Origin of the sequence: Flaviflexus salsibiostraticola (assembly GCF_003952265.1) — a bacterium.
In the GTDB taxonomy this organism is placed as follows: Bacteria; Actinomycetota; Actinomycetes; order Actinomycetales; family Actinomycetaceae; genus Flaviflexus; species Flaviflexus salsibiostraticola.
Genome location: NZ_CP034438.1, coordinates 667,470 through 682,538, shown reverse-complemented (window position 1 = coordinate 682,538; position 15,069 = coordinate 667,470). Strand labels below are relative to the sequence as shown.

Below are 15,069 nucleotides of genomic sequence, written 5' to 3'. Positions count from 1 at the left end.
CCTTGTCCAAACAGAAGGAGTGAACATGGGTGTTGCGCTGCGGGTCATCCCCTGCCTCGACGTCTCGGGCGGGCGCGTGGTCAAGGGAGTCCATTTCGAGAATCTCGCCGACGCGGGCGATCCCGTCGAGCTCGCCAGCCGCTACGGCGCCGAAGGCGCCGATGAGCTCACGTTCCTCGACGTGTCCGCGTCCGTTGAGGATCGCGGCACGATGATCGACGTCGTGACGCGGACCGCTGAGCAGGTCTTCATCCCCCTCACCGTCGGCGGTGGGGTCCGCAGCGTCGAGGACGTCGCGCGTCTCCTCGGTGCCGGCGCCGACAAGATCTCCGTCAACACCGCGGCGCTCAGCCGCCCCGAACTCCTCACGGAGATCGCCTCAGAATTCGGCAGCCAGGTCCTCGTCCTGTCGGTTGATGCACGCAGGTCGGCCGAGCCGCACGCAGCCTCGGGCTATGAAGTCACGACCCATGGCGGACGCCGCTCCGCGGGCGTCGATGCACTGGCCTGGATCAGGGAGGGCGTCGAGCGGGGAGTGGGAGAGATCCTTCTCAACTCAATGGATCACGATGGCACGACGAAGGGCTTCGACCTCGAGATGACAGCGGCCGCGCGGGAGATCTGCAGCGTCCCCCTCATCGCCTCCGGCGGAGCCGGGACCGTCGAGGATTTCATCAACGTCGCACGCGTCGGCGTCGACGCCGTCCTGGCCGCATCCGTCTTCCACTTCGGAACACTGACGATCGGGCAGGTCAAAGACGGCCTTCGGGAAGCGGGGATCACAGTCCGATGAAGTTCAACGAGCAGGGCCTCATCCCCGCCGTCATCCAGGACCAGGACGGGGGCAGAGTCCTCATGATGGGGTGGATGGACAGCGAGGCGCTCCACCGCACACAGACCACCGGACGCGTCTGGTTCTGGTCCCGCTCCCGCCAGGAGTACTGGCGCAAGGGCGACACGTCCGGACACCGTCAGTACGTGCGCGGCATCGAGGTGGACTGCGATGAGGACACTCTTCTCATCCAGGTCGAGCAGGTCGGTGCGGCCTGCCACACCGGCACCCGCTCGTGCTTCGATGGACGCCAACTCGAGGTGGTGACCGATGGCGACTGATGCGGCACGCGCCGGAATCGATCCCGAGGCCGCGGCGTGGGGCGACATCTTCCCCACCCGCGACCAGTTCCTCACGCTCGCGCAGACCAGACGTGTCGTCCCTGTCGCGGCCAAGCTTCTCATCGACGACACGTCTCCCACGAGCATCTACCGACGCCTCGCGGCGGGCAGACCCGGATCGTTCATCCTCGAATCCGCCGAGCAGAACTACTGGTCGAACTGGTCCTTCGTCGGCGTCTCCTCCTCCGCCACACTCACCGCTCGCGGGGGCACGGCGACGTGGACGGGCGAGGTGCCCGCAGGCCTCCAGCGAGAGGGCTCGGCGACCGAGCTCCTCCGGAGCGCGCTCGACACCCTCGCCTCCGAACCTCTCCCCGGCATGCCGCCGCTGACCGGCGGACTCGTCGGAGTCCTCGGCTGGGATCTCCTGTACGACTGGGAGCCCACCCTCGGCAGGTCGGCCCCCGCCGAACACTCCACCCCCGACGTCGCCATGTGTCTGACAGAAGAGCTCGTCGCGATCGACCATCGTCGCGGCGTCGTCTGGCTCATTGCCAACGCTGTCAACCGAAACGGTCTCCCCGAGGGGGCTGAGGCGGCCTACGACCGGGCCCGCGCCAAGGTCCAGGAGATGATTGAGGCAATCTGCGCCCCGCAGCCCGCCCTCGCGCTCGCGATGAGCGGCGAGCCCAGCTCGACGCCCCGCATGCGAGTGACGTCCGAGCAGTTCCAGGACGCTGTGCGCACCGCCCAGCGGCACATCAGCGACGGCGATGTCTTCCAGGTCGTCCTCTCCCAGCGCGCCGACATCGATTTCGACGGAGATCCGATCGACGTCTATCTCGTCCTGCGATCCATCAACCCCTCGCCCTACATGTACTGCTTCAACCTGCAGGATGGGGAGGGCAGCTTCCATGTGGTCGGCTCCAGCCCGGAGACCCTCGTCGCCGTGCGCGATGGCACGGTGACAACCTTCCCGATCGCCGGATCGCGGCCCAGGGGAGCGACACCCGCCGAGGATCGCGAGCTCGCCGAGGAGCTGCTCAAGGATCCGAAGGAGATCTCCGAGCATGTCATGCTCGTCGACCTCGCCCGCAACGATCTCGCGAAGGTCTCCAAGCCCGGCACGGTCGAGGTCGGCGCCTTCATGGACATCGCCCGCTTCTCCCACATCATGCACATCACCTCGACGGTGACGGGCGAGCTGCGCGATAGTGTGAGCGCGGTCGAGGCACTCGCGGCCGCCTTCCCGGCGGGTACGCTGTCCGGCGCGCCGAAGGCGCGGGCGATCGAGATCATCGATGAGCTCGAGCCCACCCGCCGCGGCATCTACGGAGGCGTGGCCGGCTACTTCGACTTCGCGGGCAATGCCGACCTCGCGATCGCGATCCGCACCGCGATCATCGAGGGCGGCACGGCGTCCGTCCAGTCGGGCGCGGGTATCGTCGCCGACTCTGTCCCTGAGACAGAGGACATCGAGACGCGGAACAAGGCCGCGGCGGCGATTCGTGCAGTGCAGATTGCGCAGTCGCTCGTCTCACCGGGGGAGTCGGAAGGGGACATCTCCGGCGAACCGCGTTAAGCTGTCCCCAGGAAAACGACGAAGGAGCACCATTGTCTACCCCCGAACTCGAAAAGTACCGCCTCCCCGAGGCGAGGCCCTTTGACAACCATGGCCGTACTGTTGCTGGGTGGACATGGGCGATCGGCATCTGCGTCGCCGCCTTCGTCATCGGCCTCGGCCTCGTCTTCTCCGCGATCGTCGCGTGGATCGGCGTGGGCCTCATCGCCGTCGTCACGGCCGTCAGCCTCGGTCTCAAGGCCGCGGGCAGAGGGCAGCCGAACAGACTCACACATACCGCCAAGGGCGGAGCCTGGTACCACGAGTGAACCGAGGCACTGACGGGGCGCCTCGGCGCCCCCTTTTTTAAGTGAAAGGCAGTCATGACAGTACTTGACGACATCATCGTCGGCGTGCGCGAAGATCTCGCTGAGCGCGAGGCGGCCGTGCCGCTCGAGCAGATGATGGAGCATGCGAAGATGCAGGCACCCGCTCTCGACGCTCTCGCCGCACTCGTCGGCCCGGGCATCTCCATCATCTCGGAGGTCAAGCGATCGAGCCCCTCGAAGGGGGCGCTCGCCGAGATCCCCGAACCGGGTGCCCTTGCGATCGAGTACCAGGCGGGCGGTGCGGCCGCGATCTCGGTCCTCACCGAGAAGCGACGGTTCGGCGGGTCGCTCGCCGACCTTGACCGTGTACGGGAGAAGGTGGCTGTTCCGGTCCTCCGGAAGGACTTCGTCGTCACCGAGTACCAGATCTACGAGGCACGTGCCCACGGCGCCGACCTCGTTCTGCTCATCGTCGCCGCCCTGACCGATGCCGAGCTCGCGAGACTGCTCGCCGTCACCCACTCGCTGGGGATGAGGGCGCTCGTCGAGGTGCATGACGAGGAGGAGACGAGGCGCGCCGTCGCGTCCGGTGCGCAGATCATCGGCATCAACGCGCGCAATCTCAAGACTCTCGATGTCGACATGTCGGTCTTCGAGCGTCTCGTCGGCCTCATTCCCGATCCCGTCGTCAAGGTGGCGGAGTCCGGTGTGGCGGGACCCGAGGACGTGCTCGCCTACTGGCGGGCCGGGGCCGACGCCGTGCTCACGGGAGAGGCCCTCGTCAAGTCCGGGAAGCCGCGGGAGGCGGTTGCGCAGATGATCAAGATTGTGAGTGAAGCATGAACCTGACCGGCCCCTACTTCGGAGAGTTTGGTGGACGCTACATCCCCGAGGCTCTCATTGCGGCGCTCGACGACCTCAGCGATGGCTGGGAGAAGCTCAAGATCGATCCCGCGTTCAAGGAAGAGCTGGCCGAGCTCAACCGGACCTACACCGGCAGGCCGTCGATCATCACGGAGGTGCCGCGCTTCTCGCAGCACTGCGGCGGCGCGCGCGTCATCCTCAAGCGCGAGGATCTCAACCACACCGGCTCCCACAAGATCAACAACGTTCTCGGTCAGGCTCTGCTGACACGCAGCCTCGGAAAGACCCGAGTCATCGCGGAGACGGGCGCGGGACAGCACGGTGTCGCCACCGCAACCGCCGCGGCGCTTCTCGGGCTTGAGTGCACGATCTACATGGGTGCGGCGGATATCCGCCGGCAGGCGCTCAATGTGGCGCGGATGAGGCTGCTGGGCGCGGAGGTCGTCTCCGTCAACCAGGGCTCGAACACTCTCAAGGACGCGATCAACGAGGCGTTCCGCGAATGGGTCGCCACCGTCGATACGACGAACTACATCTTCGGCACCGCGGCGGGTCCCCACCCCTTCCCGGCCCTCGTCCGCGACCTTCAGAGGATCATCGGCGACGAGGCCCGCGAACAGGTCCTCGCCCTGACGGGCAGTCTGCCCGACTGGGTTCTCGCCTGCGTTGGTGGAGGCTCCAATGCCATCGGCATGTTCACCGCGTTCCTCGACGATGAGGATGTCAGGCTCGTCGGCCTCGAGGCTGGGGGCGAGGGCATCGAATCGGGCAGGCACGCCGCCCCGATCAGCGTCGGCGATGTCGGCATCCTGCATGGTGCGAAGACCTATCTCCTGCAGGACGAGGACGGTCAGACACTCGAATCCCATTCGATCTCCGCAGGTCTTGATTACCCGGGGGTTGGCCCCGAGCATGCTCACCTGTCCGCCATCGGCCGGGTCGAGTACCGCCCGGTGACGGATGCGGAGGCCATGGAGGCTTTTGCACTTCTGTCCCGAACAGAGGGCATCATCCCCGCCATCGAGTCGGCCCACGCGCTTGCCGGCGCCATGAAGATCGGCACTGCGAACCCGGACGCGACGATCCTCGTCAACCTGTCCGGACGGGGCGATAAGGATGTCGAAACGGCCGCCGCCTGGTTCGGGCTGGACGGCTCTGCAACGCGAGAGGTGTTCTGATGGGTGCTGCTGAGAAGATCGACGCCGCCAAGGCCAAGGGTGGGGCCGCGTTCATCGCCTATCTCCCCGCCGGCTACCCGGACGTGCAGGCGAGCGCGGACGCCGCGATCGCCGTCGTCGAATCCGGGGCCGACATCATCGAGCTCGGCTTCCCATACTCCGACCCGGGCATGGACGGATCGCTCATCCAGGCCGCGACCCACGAGGCCCTGTCGAAGGGCTTCAAGATGAAGGACCTCTTCGGCATCGTCGAACAGGTCGCGGCGACGGGTGCGGCCGTCGAGGTCATGACCTACATCAACCCGATCTTCCGCTACGGCTTCGACGCCTTCGCCCGCGACTTCAAGAATGCCGGTGGAGCTGGGCTCATCACCCCGGACCTCATCCCCGACGAGGCGGACCCGTGGATCGAGGCGGCCGACAGGTACGACCTCGACAAGATCTTCCTCGTCGCCCCGTCATCCCGACCCGAGCGGCTCAAGCTCGTCGCCGACAGCTGCCGTGGATTCGTCTACGCCGCGTCGACGATGGGTGTGACCGGAGCGCGCAGCTCCGTCGACAATCGTGCGCGCGAACTGGTCGCCGACACTCGTGCGCACGGCGCTGAGCGCGTCTGCGTCGGGCTCGGCGTCTCGACGGGGGAGCAGGCCGCGGAGATCGCCGAGTACGCGGATGGCGTCATCGTCGGCTCCGCCCTCATCGAGGCCCTGCGGGATGACCCGTCGCTGGCCAGGCTGCGCGCCTTGGCGTCGGACATCGCCGCCGGCGCTCACGGGGAGGGGTGACCCATGCTGGCGATGTCGATACCGTCTCCGGATCAGGGCGTGTGGATGATCGGTCCGCTGCCTCTCCGCGCCTACGCAATCGCGATCATCATCGGGATCCTCGTCGCCTGGTGGCTCCTCGAGCGCCGCTACCGCGCCAAGGGCGGTCCCGAGGATGTCTCGCTCGACATCGCCGTGTGGATGATCATCTTCGGCATTGTCGGTGCTCGCATCTACCACGTCATCACGACCCCGGGACCCTATTTCGGGGAGAACGGCGACCTGACGAAGATCATTCGGGTGTGGGAGGGCGGCCTCGGCATCTGGGGCGCCATCTCGCTCGGCGCCGTCGGCGCCTGGATCGGCCTGCGCCGGCGGGGCCTGCGCCTGGCGCCGTTCGCCGATGCCCTCGCACCCGGTCTTCTCATCGCCCAGGCGATCGGCAGGCTCGGCAACTACTTCAACCAGGAGCTGTACGGCCGACCCACGGACTTGCCGTGGGCGCTTGAGATCGACCCGGAGAACATTGTCGGCGGATATCCGCCGGGCACAACCTTCCATCCCACGTTCCTCTACGAAGCGCTGTGGTGCCTGGCCGGCGCGGTCCTCCTCGTCGCCCTCGAGCGCAGGTTCAGGCTGCGCGGGGGTCAGGCATTCTGGCTCTACGTCATGATCTATACAGCCGGTCGGCTATGGGTTGAGAACCTGCGCATCGACGAGGCGCAGATCGTCCTCGGACTGCGGCTCAACGTGTGGACGGCGGTCATCATGTTCGTCATCGCCACCGCGCTCTTCCTCTGGCGCACGAGCGTTGTTCGCCGCGAGGATTATTCGGATGACATCTACATCGACGGCGAGACGCCGTCGCAGCCGGAGAGGGTGAACCAGCGGTCGGAGACGACCGAGGGGAGCGCCGAAGAGGCCGGCGGATCGCCGACGGCTGACTGATCTCCGAAACCTCATCGCTTCACCCCGCGCACGAACGTGCGCGGGGTGCTCTCCATCCTGGACGGACGATCGTGCGCCGGAGGCGACGACGCTGGTCACCGGGCGTGTGTCGCGATTAATCACCTCCGCACAGCAATGAACGATGGTTCTTCGGTAATGTGGACCCCATGCGAAGAGCCAAAATTGTCTGCACTATAGGTCCTGCTACGTCCAGCCGGGAAAAAACCCGCGAGCTGGTCGATGCTGGCATGAACGTCGCCCGCATCAACGCCTCCCACGGCACCCATGAAGATCATGAACTGACCTACGTGAACGTCCGCGCCGCCGCGGAGGAGACAGGCAAGGCAGTCGCTGTGCTCGTCGACCTCCAGGGCCCCAAGATTCGTCTCGGCAACTTCGCCGACGGCTCGGTCGTCCTGCGCAAGGGCGACATCTTCACCATCACGACCGAGGACATCCTCGGCGATAAGGAAATGGTGTCGACCACGTTCAAGGGTCTCCCCGGTGACTGCAAGCCGGGCGACGACATTCTCATCGATGATGGCAAGATCCTTGTCACCGTCAAGGAGGTGAACGGCCCCCGCGTCGTCACCGAGGTCGTCGTCGGCGGCCCCGTCTCCAACCACAAGGGCGTCAACCTTCCCGGTGTCGCCGTCTCTGTCCCCGCCCTGTCCGAGAAGGACAAGATCGACCTCGAGTGGGCCCTCAACCTCGGCGCGGATCTCATCGCGCTCTCCTTCGTCCGCTCCGCCGACGACATCAACGACGTCTACGAGGTCATGGACCGGGTCGGCCGCAAGGTCCCCGTCATCGCCAAGATCGAGAAGCCGCAGGCTGTCGAGAACCTCGAGGAGATCGTCAACGTCTTCGACGGCATCATGGTCGCCCGCGGCGACCTCGGCGTTGAGCTGCCGCTCGAGCAGGTCCCGACCGTCCAGAAGGCCGCGATCGACCTCGCCCGCCGCAAGTCCAAGCCGGTCATCGTCGCCACCCAGGTGCTCGAGTCGATGATCACGAACCCGCGTCCTACCCGCGCCGAGACCTCTGACTGCGCGAACGCCATCCTTGATGGCGCGGATGCCGTCATGCTCTCGGGCGAGACCTCGGTCGGCCAGTACCCGATCGAGTGCGTCGAGGTCATGGACAGCATCATCACCTACACCGAGCAGCACGGCCTCGACAAGATCGCGCCGCTGCACGGTCTGCGCGGCAGCCGCAACGGCGTCATCACCCGCGCCGCTCTCGACATCGCCGAGGCGCTTGACTGCCGCTTCGCGGTGACGTTCACGACGTCGGGCCTGACCGCGCGCAGGATCTCTCGACTCCGCTCGCCGATCCCCAACCTCGTCTTCACCCCGTTCGAGTCGACCCGGAACGCCCTCGCGCTGTCCTGGGGCGTCGAGGCGGTCATCGTCCCCGAGGTCGAGCACACCGACGACATGGTCAACCAGGTCGACTACATCCTCCGCCAGCGGAACATGGCCGAGATCGACGAGCGCGTTGTCATCGTCTCCGGCATGCCCCCCGGCACCGTCGGCTCGACGAACACGATCCGCGTCCACAAGATCGGGGAGACGATCCCGGACCGTCCCCTCGTCATCGAAGAGGAGTAGCACCCTCTCGGCCCGCCTGCGGGCCCCCGCTCCGGTGGTGGAATCGGTAGACACACCGCACTCAAAATGCGGCGCCGAGAGGCATGCGGGTTCGAGTCCCGCCCGGAGTACAGCACGGCCCCGGATCGCAGCTCACACTGCGATCCGGGGCTCTGTCGCTCCGCGTTCGGCACGCAGTCCGACGATGGTTAGCGATGTCACAGCGCTGGTGAACCGGCATTTCTTGGCACAATGTCGGGAAAATTCCGAACAGAGCATAGGAACTTCCATGGAAGTCTGTGCAACACCGCCCAAGGATATGAGGAATGGCGGCGTCGGCGGCTAATCTGGAGGAGATAATGCCAGCAGTACCGTGCCTTGAGCCGTCTCATGCCAAAGGAGGCCACGATGGTAAAGAGTGAAGACAGTCGAGCGGAGAACTTGGAGTTCCTCGTCGACGAAGTTGCCGACGACGGCGAGGAGCGCACGTATCGCGCCCTGGTCGTTGAGGACGAGGCGCTCATCCGCCTCGATATCGTCGAGACCCTGACGGATGCCGGCATCGAGGTTGTCGGCGAGGCCGGCGACGGCGAGACCGCGATCGAGAAGGCCCAGGAGCTCGAGCCCGATGTCGTCGTCATGGACATCAAGATGCCCGGCATGGACGGGATCACCGCGGCCGAGCAGATCCTCGCGAACCGCACGTGCGCAGTCGTCATGCTCACCGCCTTCTCCCAGCGCGAGCTGGTTGACCGGGCGCGAGACACGGGCGCGATGGCATATGTGGTCAAGCCCTTCACCCCGGCCGACCTCATCCCCGCCATCGAGATCGCCGTCTCCCGCTTCCATGAGATCGTCTCCCTCGAGAGCGAGGTCGCGGGCCTCACGGAGCAGTTCGAGACGCGCAAGCAGGTCGACCGCGCCAAGGGTCTCCTCATGTCGAAGATGGGACTGACCGAGCCCGAGGCGTTCCGCTGGATCCAGAAGACCTCGATGGACCGCAGGCTCACCATGCGCGAGGTGGCCGACGCGGTCATCGACCAGGTCGGCAGCTGATCAGATCCGGGGCTTGACGAACCGGACGGTCAGCGAGCCGAACGCCGTCAGGCGGTCCCCGGAGTAGACGTCGACCTTGACCCAGATCGTGCCCGGCGACTTCGACACGACGGTGCCGACACCGCGCACCGTGTCGGACGTCGCCGGACTCACGTGCGACACGTGGAGGTCGGTGCCGACGGGGACGAGACCGGGCGGGCAGTTCATCATGGCGACTCCCGAGGCGAGGTGCTCGACGAGGACGCCGTTCATCCCGCCATGTAGCAGGCCGTACGGCTGGGTGTTGCCCTCAACGGGCAGCGTCCCCTCCATTGTGTCCTCGCCGACGTGTGTGATCTGCAGGCCGATGCGCTCCGCGAGGGCTCCCATGCCGAGTTCCAGGTGATTCTCCATGCGCCCCACAGTAGCCGACGGCTGAAAATGGCGGGGCCGGGACGTACCCTGGAGTGGTGAATCAACGACTCCTTCTTCTCGACGGCCATTCGCTCGCGTTCCGAAGCTTCTTCGCTCTGCCCAAGGATTCCTTCCGCACGGACCAGGGCCAGTACACCAACGGCATCCACGGGTTCATCAATACGCTGCTCAAGCTCTACGCCGATGTGAAGCCGACCCACGTCGCGGTCGCGTTCGACCTGTCGGGCGGCACGTTCCGCACGAAGGAGTATGCGGCGTACAAGGGCGGGCGCGCCGACACGCCGGAGGAGTTCGAGGGCCAGATCCCCCTCATCCAGGAGGTCCTCGACGCCCTGGGGATCGAGTGGATCACGAAGGATCAGTTCGAGGCGGATGACATCATCGCCACTCTCGCCGACCGCGGCGAGAAGGCGGGCATGAAGGTTGTCGTCTCCTCGGGCGACAAGGACGTCTATCAGCTCGTGAGCGACGCGGTGACGGTTCTCTATCCGATGCCGCGGTCGCAGATGCTGGAGATGACCCCGGATGTCGTCAAGGAGCGCACCGGTGTTCCGCCCGAGCTCTACTCGGATCTGGCGGCCCTTGTCGGGGAGAAGGCGGATAACCTGCCCGGGGTTCCGGGCGTCGGAGCGAAGACGGCCCAGAAGTGGATCGACACCTACGGCGGGCTCGAGGGGATCATCGAGCATGCGGACGAGATCGGCGGCAAGGTCGGCGATTCGCTCCGGGAGAACCTCGAGCAGGTCAAGCTCAACAGGAGGCTCAACGAGCTGCTGCGTGACATGCCGCTCGAGGTCGACTTCGATGAGCTGAAGCCGAGGGGAGTGGATCGCGAGGCTGTCCACCAGCTCTTCGACACCCTCGACTTCACGTCGCTCCGCGGGCGGGTCCTAGCCGAGCTGCCGCTCGCCGAGGGCGACTCCGAGATGGCGTCGGAGAGCCTGGCCGGGCTTGAGGCGGTCACGGCCGCACCCGGTGATCTCGCGGCGTGGCTGGCGGCGCACGCGAGCGAACGGCTCGGGCTCTTCCTCGTTGGCCGAGGCCAGCCGAGGCGCGGCGACATCGAGATGATCGCCGTCGCCTCGTCATCGGGCGACGCCCTCGTCGCCGACAGGGTCGACCTGTCGGAGGAGGATGTCCGCGCGTTCACCACCTGGTGTGAGGACAGCGAGGCGATCAAGGTCGTCCACGAGGCGAAGGCGGCCTGGCACGCCATCAAGGGATCGTTCGATGCGGAGCTGGCTGGCGTCGGCGTCGATACGGAGCTCGCCGCCTACATCCTCCATCCCGACCAGCGCAGCTACGACCTCAATGACCTCATCGTCCGGCACGTCGGCATGGTGCTGCCGGACATGGCGGCCGACGAGCTCGACCTCGGCCTGTCCCTCGGCGGGGGCGCCGTCGACGGTCCAGCCGCACGCGCGTGGGCGCTTCTGCCGCTCGCCGACGTCCTCGAGCGGGAGGTGGATGCGCGGGGCTCCACCGAGCTTCTCCACGGCATCGAGCGTCCGCTCATGACCGTGCTGGCCCGGATGGAGCACGTCGGCATCGCCGCCGATACGGCGGTGTTCGATGACCTGCACAAGGAGTTCGACTCGCGGGTGACTCGGGCCGCCGAGTCCGCCTATGCCGCCATCGGCCACGAGGTCAATCTTTCGAGCCCGAAGCAGCTGCAGGTGGTCCTCTTCGACGAGCTCGGCCTCCCGCCGACCCGGAAGACCAAATCCGGGTACACGACCAACGCCGAGGCCCTGACCGACCTGTTCACGCAGCTTGCTCTCCGGGAGGACGATCGCGCGGCCGCCGGCAGGGAGTTCCTCGGCCAGCTCCTCGAGCACAGGGACGCCATCAAGCTCAAGCAGTCCGTTGAGGGCCTGTCGAAGTCGGTCCTCGATGACGGCCGCATCCACACGAGCTTCCAGCAGACGGTGGCCGCGACCGGACGGCTCTCGTCGACGGAGCCGAACCTGCAGAACATCCACGCCCGCACCGAGGAGGGCCAGCGGATCCGAGAGGCCTTCGTGCCGGGCGACGGCTACGAGTCGATCATGACGGTCGACTACTCGCAGATCGAGATGCGGCTCATGGCCCATCAATCCGGTGACGCCGCTCTAATCCAAGCCTTCATCGATGGTGAGGATCTCCATTCCTATGTCGCCGGCCGTGTCTATGGAATCGATCCGACTGAGGTCAGCCCTGCGCAGAGGAACAAGATCAAGGCGATGAGCTACGGCCTCGCCTACGGCCTGTCGGCCTTCGGTCTGTCCCGCCAGCTGAGGATTGAGCGCTCAGAGGCCCAGCAGCTCATGAATGACTACTTCGAACGGTTCGGCGCGGTGCGCAACTACCTCGAATCCGTCGTCGCGCAGGCCAGGAGGGACGGCTACACGTCGACGATCCTCGGGCGCCGGCGATACCTGCCCGATCTCACCTCCGACAATCGTCAGCGTCGGGAGGCGGCGGAGCGGATGGCCCTCAATGCACCGATTCAGGGGTCGGCCGCCGACATCATCAAGATCGCGATGCTCGGGGTGGACCGCGCCCTGACCGTCGAAGGCCTCGCCTCACGAGTGCTCCTCCAGGTCCACGATGAGCTCGTGCTCGAGATCGCCTCCGGCGAGGAGGAGAAGGTGCGCCGGGTCGTGACCCAGCAGATGGAATCAGCCGTCGACCTATCGGTCCCGCTCTCTGTCGGCGTCGGTGTCGGTCCTAGCTGGCGGGCCGCTGCGCACTGACGATGAGGGTGCCGGGGAGCATGGCTCCCCGGTCGGGCCCCCAGGCACCCCACGTCTCCTCATTACCGGCCTTCCACCCGGGCTCGAGCACGCTCTCGATGCGGAACCCGGCACCGGTGAGTCCGTTGATATGGTCGGCGATCGTGTGGGGGAACTCGGCGTAGTCCGCCCTGCCCCGATCCTCCTCGACATAGGCGTCGCCCGTCCCGTAGGGGCGGATGACAGTGAGGTCCGCAGCATGCGGCGAATCCGGGAAGACCCAGGAGAACGGGTGGGTGACGGAGTAGATCCACCATCCGCCCGGGGCGAGGACGCGGAGGATCTCGGCGAACGGCGGCGACAGGTCGGGGAGGAAGCTGAGGGCGCCGAAAGCGGTGAAGACGGTGTCGAATGACGCATCGGCGAAGGGCAGGGCGGTGACGTCTGCCTGAACCAGGGGAAAATGGACGCCCGTCCGTTCGTTGAGGAGGGCGGCGGCCTTGAGCATGCCGGACGAGACATCGCTCGCGACGGGGGAGTGGCCTGCCGCAGCCAGCCAGCGGGAGCATTGGGCGGCACCTGCGCCGATCTCGAGTATGCGGCCGGGGCGGTCTGGCAGGAGCTGCAGCTCCTCCTCCGTCCAACCCTCAGGGCCCCATTGGAAACGGATGTCACCGAGTGAGGGATGTTCGCTGAGATACTCCTCAGCGTTGCGGTCCCACCAGGATCGGGCGATGAGGGCGGGGTCGGGAACGGCCGAAGCGGGCCGGACGTGTGGCTCCATAGCGGAAGTGTCCCATGAAGGCATGATCACCGCGATCGGCTCGCGAGAAACCTCCCACGCCGCGCATGGTCGTGCGTGTCACATGAACAGAATTTCCCGGCCTTATTGCCTGGCATCCGCGGTGGAGAGGCGTTAGTGTGGACTCTTGGACGTCCATCGGACATCCACTCAACCTATCCATTCGATTCTACTGTCCCATCGGAGACTACAACTCAATGACAACATCTACGCCCGAGCAGCCGACCTCCCCGCAGGTCGCAGTCAACGATATCGGCTCGAGGGAAGAACTCCTCGCCGCTGTTGACGAGACCATCAAGTATTTCAACGACGGGGACATTGTCGAGGGCACCATTGTCAAGGTGGACCACGACGAGGTCCTTCTCGACATTGGATACAAGACCGAGGGTGTCATCCCCTCGAAGGAACTGTCGATCAAGCACGACATCAACCCCGATGAGGTTGTCGCCGTCGGTGATCGCGTTGAGGCCTACGTCCTCCAGAAGGAAGACAAGGAAGGCCGCCTCCTCCTCTCGAAGCGCCGCGCCCAGCAGGAGCGCGCATGGGCCAAGATCGAGGAGATCAAGAACACGGACGGCGTTGTGTCCGGCAGTGTCATCGAGGTCGTCAAGGGCGGCCTCATCGTCGACATCGGCCTGCGCGGCTTCCTGCCCGCATCGCTGGTTGAGATGCGCAGGGTTCGCGACCTCCAGCCGTACATCGGCCGCGACATCGAGGCGAAGATCATCGAGCTCGACAAGAACCGCAACAATGTGGTCCTCTCGCGCCGCTCCTTCCTCGAGCAGACGCAGTCCGAGACCCGCAGCCACTTCCTCAACACCCTCCAGAAGGGCCAGATTCGCGAGGGCGTAGTCTCCTCCATCGTGAACTTCGGCGCCTTCGTGGACCTCGGTGGCGTCGACGGCCTCGTCCACGTCTCCGAACTGTCGTGGAAGCACATCGACCACCCGAACGAGGTTGTCGAGGTCGGCCAGGAGGTGACCGTCGAGGTCCTCGAGGTCGACATGGACCGCGAGCGTGTCTCCCTGTCGCTCAAGGCGACGCAGGAGGACCCGTGGCAGGTCTTCGCACGTACCCACGCCATCGGCCAGGTCGTGCCCGGCAAGGTCACCAAGCTCGTTCCGTTCGGTGCGTTCGTCCGCGTCGAGGACGGCATCGAGGGCCTCGTCCACATCTCCGAGCTCGCCCAGCGCCACATCGAGCAGCCCGAGCAGATCGCGAAGGTTGGCGACGAGCTGTTCGTCAAGGTCATCGACATCGATCTTGAGCGCCGCCGCATCTCCCTGTCGCTCAAGCAGGCCAACGAGGGCGTCGACCCGGAGTCCGAGGACTTCGACGCGTCGCTCTACGGCATGGCCTCCGAGTACGACGAAGAGGGCAACTACAAGTACCCCGAGGGCTACGACGCCGAGTCCGGCGAATGGCTCGAGGGCTACGAGAAGGAGCGCGAGGCGTGGGAGGCCGAGTACAACCAGGCCTACGCCCTGTGGCTCGCCCACAAGGAGCAGGTCTCCAACGCCGCGCAGGTCGAAGAGGAGGCCGTCGAGGCCGCCCCGGCACCGCGTGAGCAGGCTCCTGCAACCTACTCGTCCGGCTCGGAGTCGACCGGCACCCTCGCATCGGATGAGGCGCTTGCCGCCCTCCGCGAGAAGCTGACCGGCCACTGATCGGATAGATCGATGAGAGGGGACCGCCACGGCGGTCCCCTCTCTGCGTCCCTGTCCGCGATGAGAC

14 protein-coding genes and 1 tRNA gene are annotated in these 15,069 nt (G+C 66.1%); 13 read left to right on the top strand and 2 right to left on the bottom strand.

Going from position 1 to position 15,069, the window contains the following annotated elements; translation table 11 throughout:
- Nucleotides 1-25: 25 nt before the first annotated feature.
- The 11 genes from hisF (at nucleotide 26) to EJO69_RS03170 (ending at nucleotide 9,405) form a co-directional block, all read left to right on the top strand.
- Nucleotides 26-793, top strand: coding sequence for an imidazole glycerol phosphate synthase subunit HisF (hisF, locus tag EJO69_RS03220; RefSeq protein ID WP_126039160.1), 768 nt, complete (start codon nucleotides 26-28; stop codon nucleotides 791-793).
- Nucleotides 790-1,113, top strand: coding sequence for a phosphoribosyl-AMP cyclohydrolase (hisI, locus tag EJO69_RS03215; protein ID WP_126039157.1), 324 nt, complete (start codon nucleotides 790-792; stop codon nucleotides 1,111-1,113). The genes hisF and hisI overlap by 4 nt, the downstream gene beginning before the upstream one ends.
- On the top strand, nucleotides 1,103-2,695 hold the full coding sequence (locus EJO69_RS03210) for a chorismate-binding protein (protein ID WP_126039154.1): 1,593 nt from the start codon (nucleotides 1,103-1,105) through the stop codon (nucleotides 2,693-2,695). Before hisI ends, EJO69_RS03210 begins: the two co-directional genes overlap by 11 nt.
- Before the next feature lie 32 nt (nucleotides 2,696-2,727).
- A complete protein-coding gene (locus tag EJO69_RS03205) occupies nucleotides 2,728-3,003 on the top strand; it encodes a hypothetical protein (RefSeq protein WP_126039151.1) in 276 nt (91 codons plus the stop codon).
- Nucleotides 3,004-3,057: 54 nt separating this feature from the next.
- Nucleotides 3,058-3,846 (top strand): indole-3-glycerol phosphate synthase TrpC, encoded by a 789-nt coding sequence (trpC, locus tag EJO69_RS03200; protein WP_126039148.1) that lies wholly within the window; start codon nucleotides 3,058-3,060, stop codon nucleotides 3,844-3,846.
- A complete protein-coding gene (gene trpB, locus EJO69_RS03195) occupies nucleotides 3,843-5,045 on the top strand; it encodes a tryptophan synthase subunit beta (RefSeq protein ID WP_126039145.1) in 1,203 nt (400 codons plus the stop codon). Before trpC ends, trpB begins: the two co-directional genes overlap by 4 nt.
- Nucleotides 5,045-5,830: a tryptophan synthase subunit alpha gene (trpA, locus tag EJO69_RS03190; protein WP_126039142.1), complete on the top strand. Its 786-nt coding sequence runs from the start codon at nucleotides 5,045-5,047 to the stop codon at nucleotides 5,828-5,830. The genes trpB and trpA overlap by 1 nt, the downstream gene beginning before the upstream one ends.
- Before the next feature lie 3 nt (nucleotides 5,831-5,833).
- On the top strand, nucleotides 5,834-6,757 hold the full coding sequence (gene lgt, locus EJO69_RS03185; protein WP_126039139.1) for a prolipoprotein diacylglyceryl transferase: 924 nt from the start codon (nucleotides 5,834-5,836) through the stop codon (nucleotides 6,755-6,757).
- A gap of 167 nt (nucleotides 6,758-6,924) precedes the next feature.
- The gene (pyk, locus tag EJO69_RS03180) at nucleotides 6,925-8,370 is read left to right on the top strand and encodes a pyruvate kinase (protein WP_126039136.1); all 1,446 of its coding nucleotides are present in this window, start codon (nucleotides 6,925-6,927) and stop codon (nucleotides 8,368-8,370) included.
- Between the two features lie 28 nt (nucleotides 8,371-8,398).
- Nucleotides 8,399-8,480, top strand: a tRNA-Leu gene (locus EJO69_RS03175).
- Between the two features lie 277 nt (nucleotides 8,481-8,757).
- A complete protein-coding gene (locus tag EJO69_RS03170; protein ID WP_170163118.1) occupies nucleotides 8,758-9,405 on the top strand; it encodes an ANTAR domain-containing response regulator in 648 nt (215 codons plus the stop codon).
- On the opposite strand, the gene EJO69_RS03165 is transcribed toward EJO69_RS03170, so the two are convergent.
- Nucleotides 9,406-9,798, bottom strand: coding sequence for a PaaI family thioesterase (locus tag EJO69_RS03165; RefSeq protein ID WP_126039131.1), 393 nt, complete (start codon nucleotides 9,796-9,798; stop codon nucleotides 9,406-9,408). It abuts the gene before it with no gap.
- Between the two features lie 53 nt (nucleotides 9,799-9,851).
- Here EJO69_RS03165 and polA point away from each other — a divergent pair, with 53 nt between their 5' ends.
- Entirely contained in the window at nucleotides 9,852-12,554 is a 2,703-nt protein-coding gene (gene polA, locus EJO69_RS03160; RefSeq protein WP_126039128.1) for a DNA polymerase I, read from the top strand.
- Here the strand turns inward: polA and EJO69_RS03155 are convergent.
- Complete coding sequence (locus tag EJO69_RS03155) at nucleotides 12,529-13,317, bottom strand: class I SAM-dependent methyltransferase (protein ID WP_126039125.1); 789 nt, start codon at nucleotides 13,315-13,317, stop codon at nucleotides 12,529-12,531. The genes polA and EJO69_RS03155 overlap by 26 nt on opposite strands.
- A gap of 215 nt (nucleotides 13,318-13,532) precedes the next feature.
- Here EJO69_RS03155 and rpsA point away from each other — a divergent pair, with 215 nt between their 5' ends.
- On the top strand, nucleotides 13,533-15,002 hold the full coding sequence (rpsA, locus tag EJO69_RS03150; RefSeq protein WP_126039121.1) for a 30S ribosomal protein S1: 1,470 nt from the start codon (nucleotides 13,533-13,535) through the stop codon (nucleotides 15,000-15,002).
- Nucleotides 15,003-15,069: the final 67 nt, after the last annotated feature.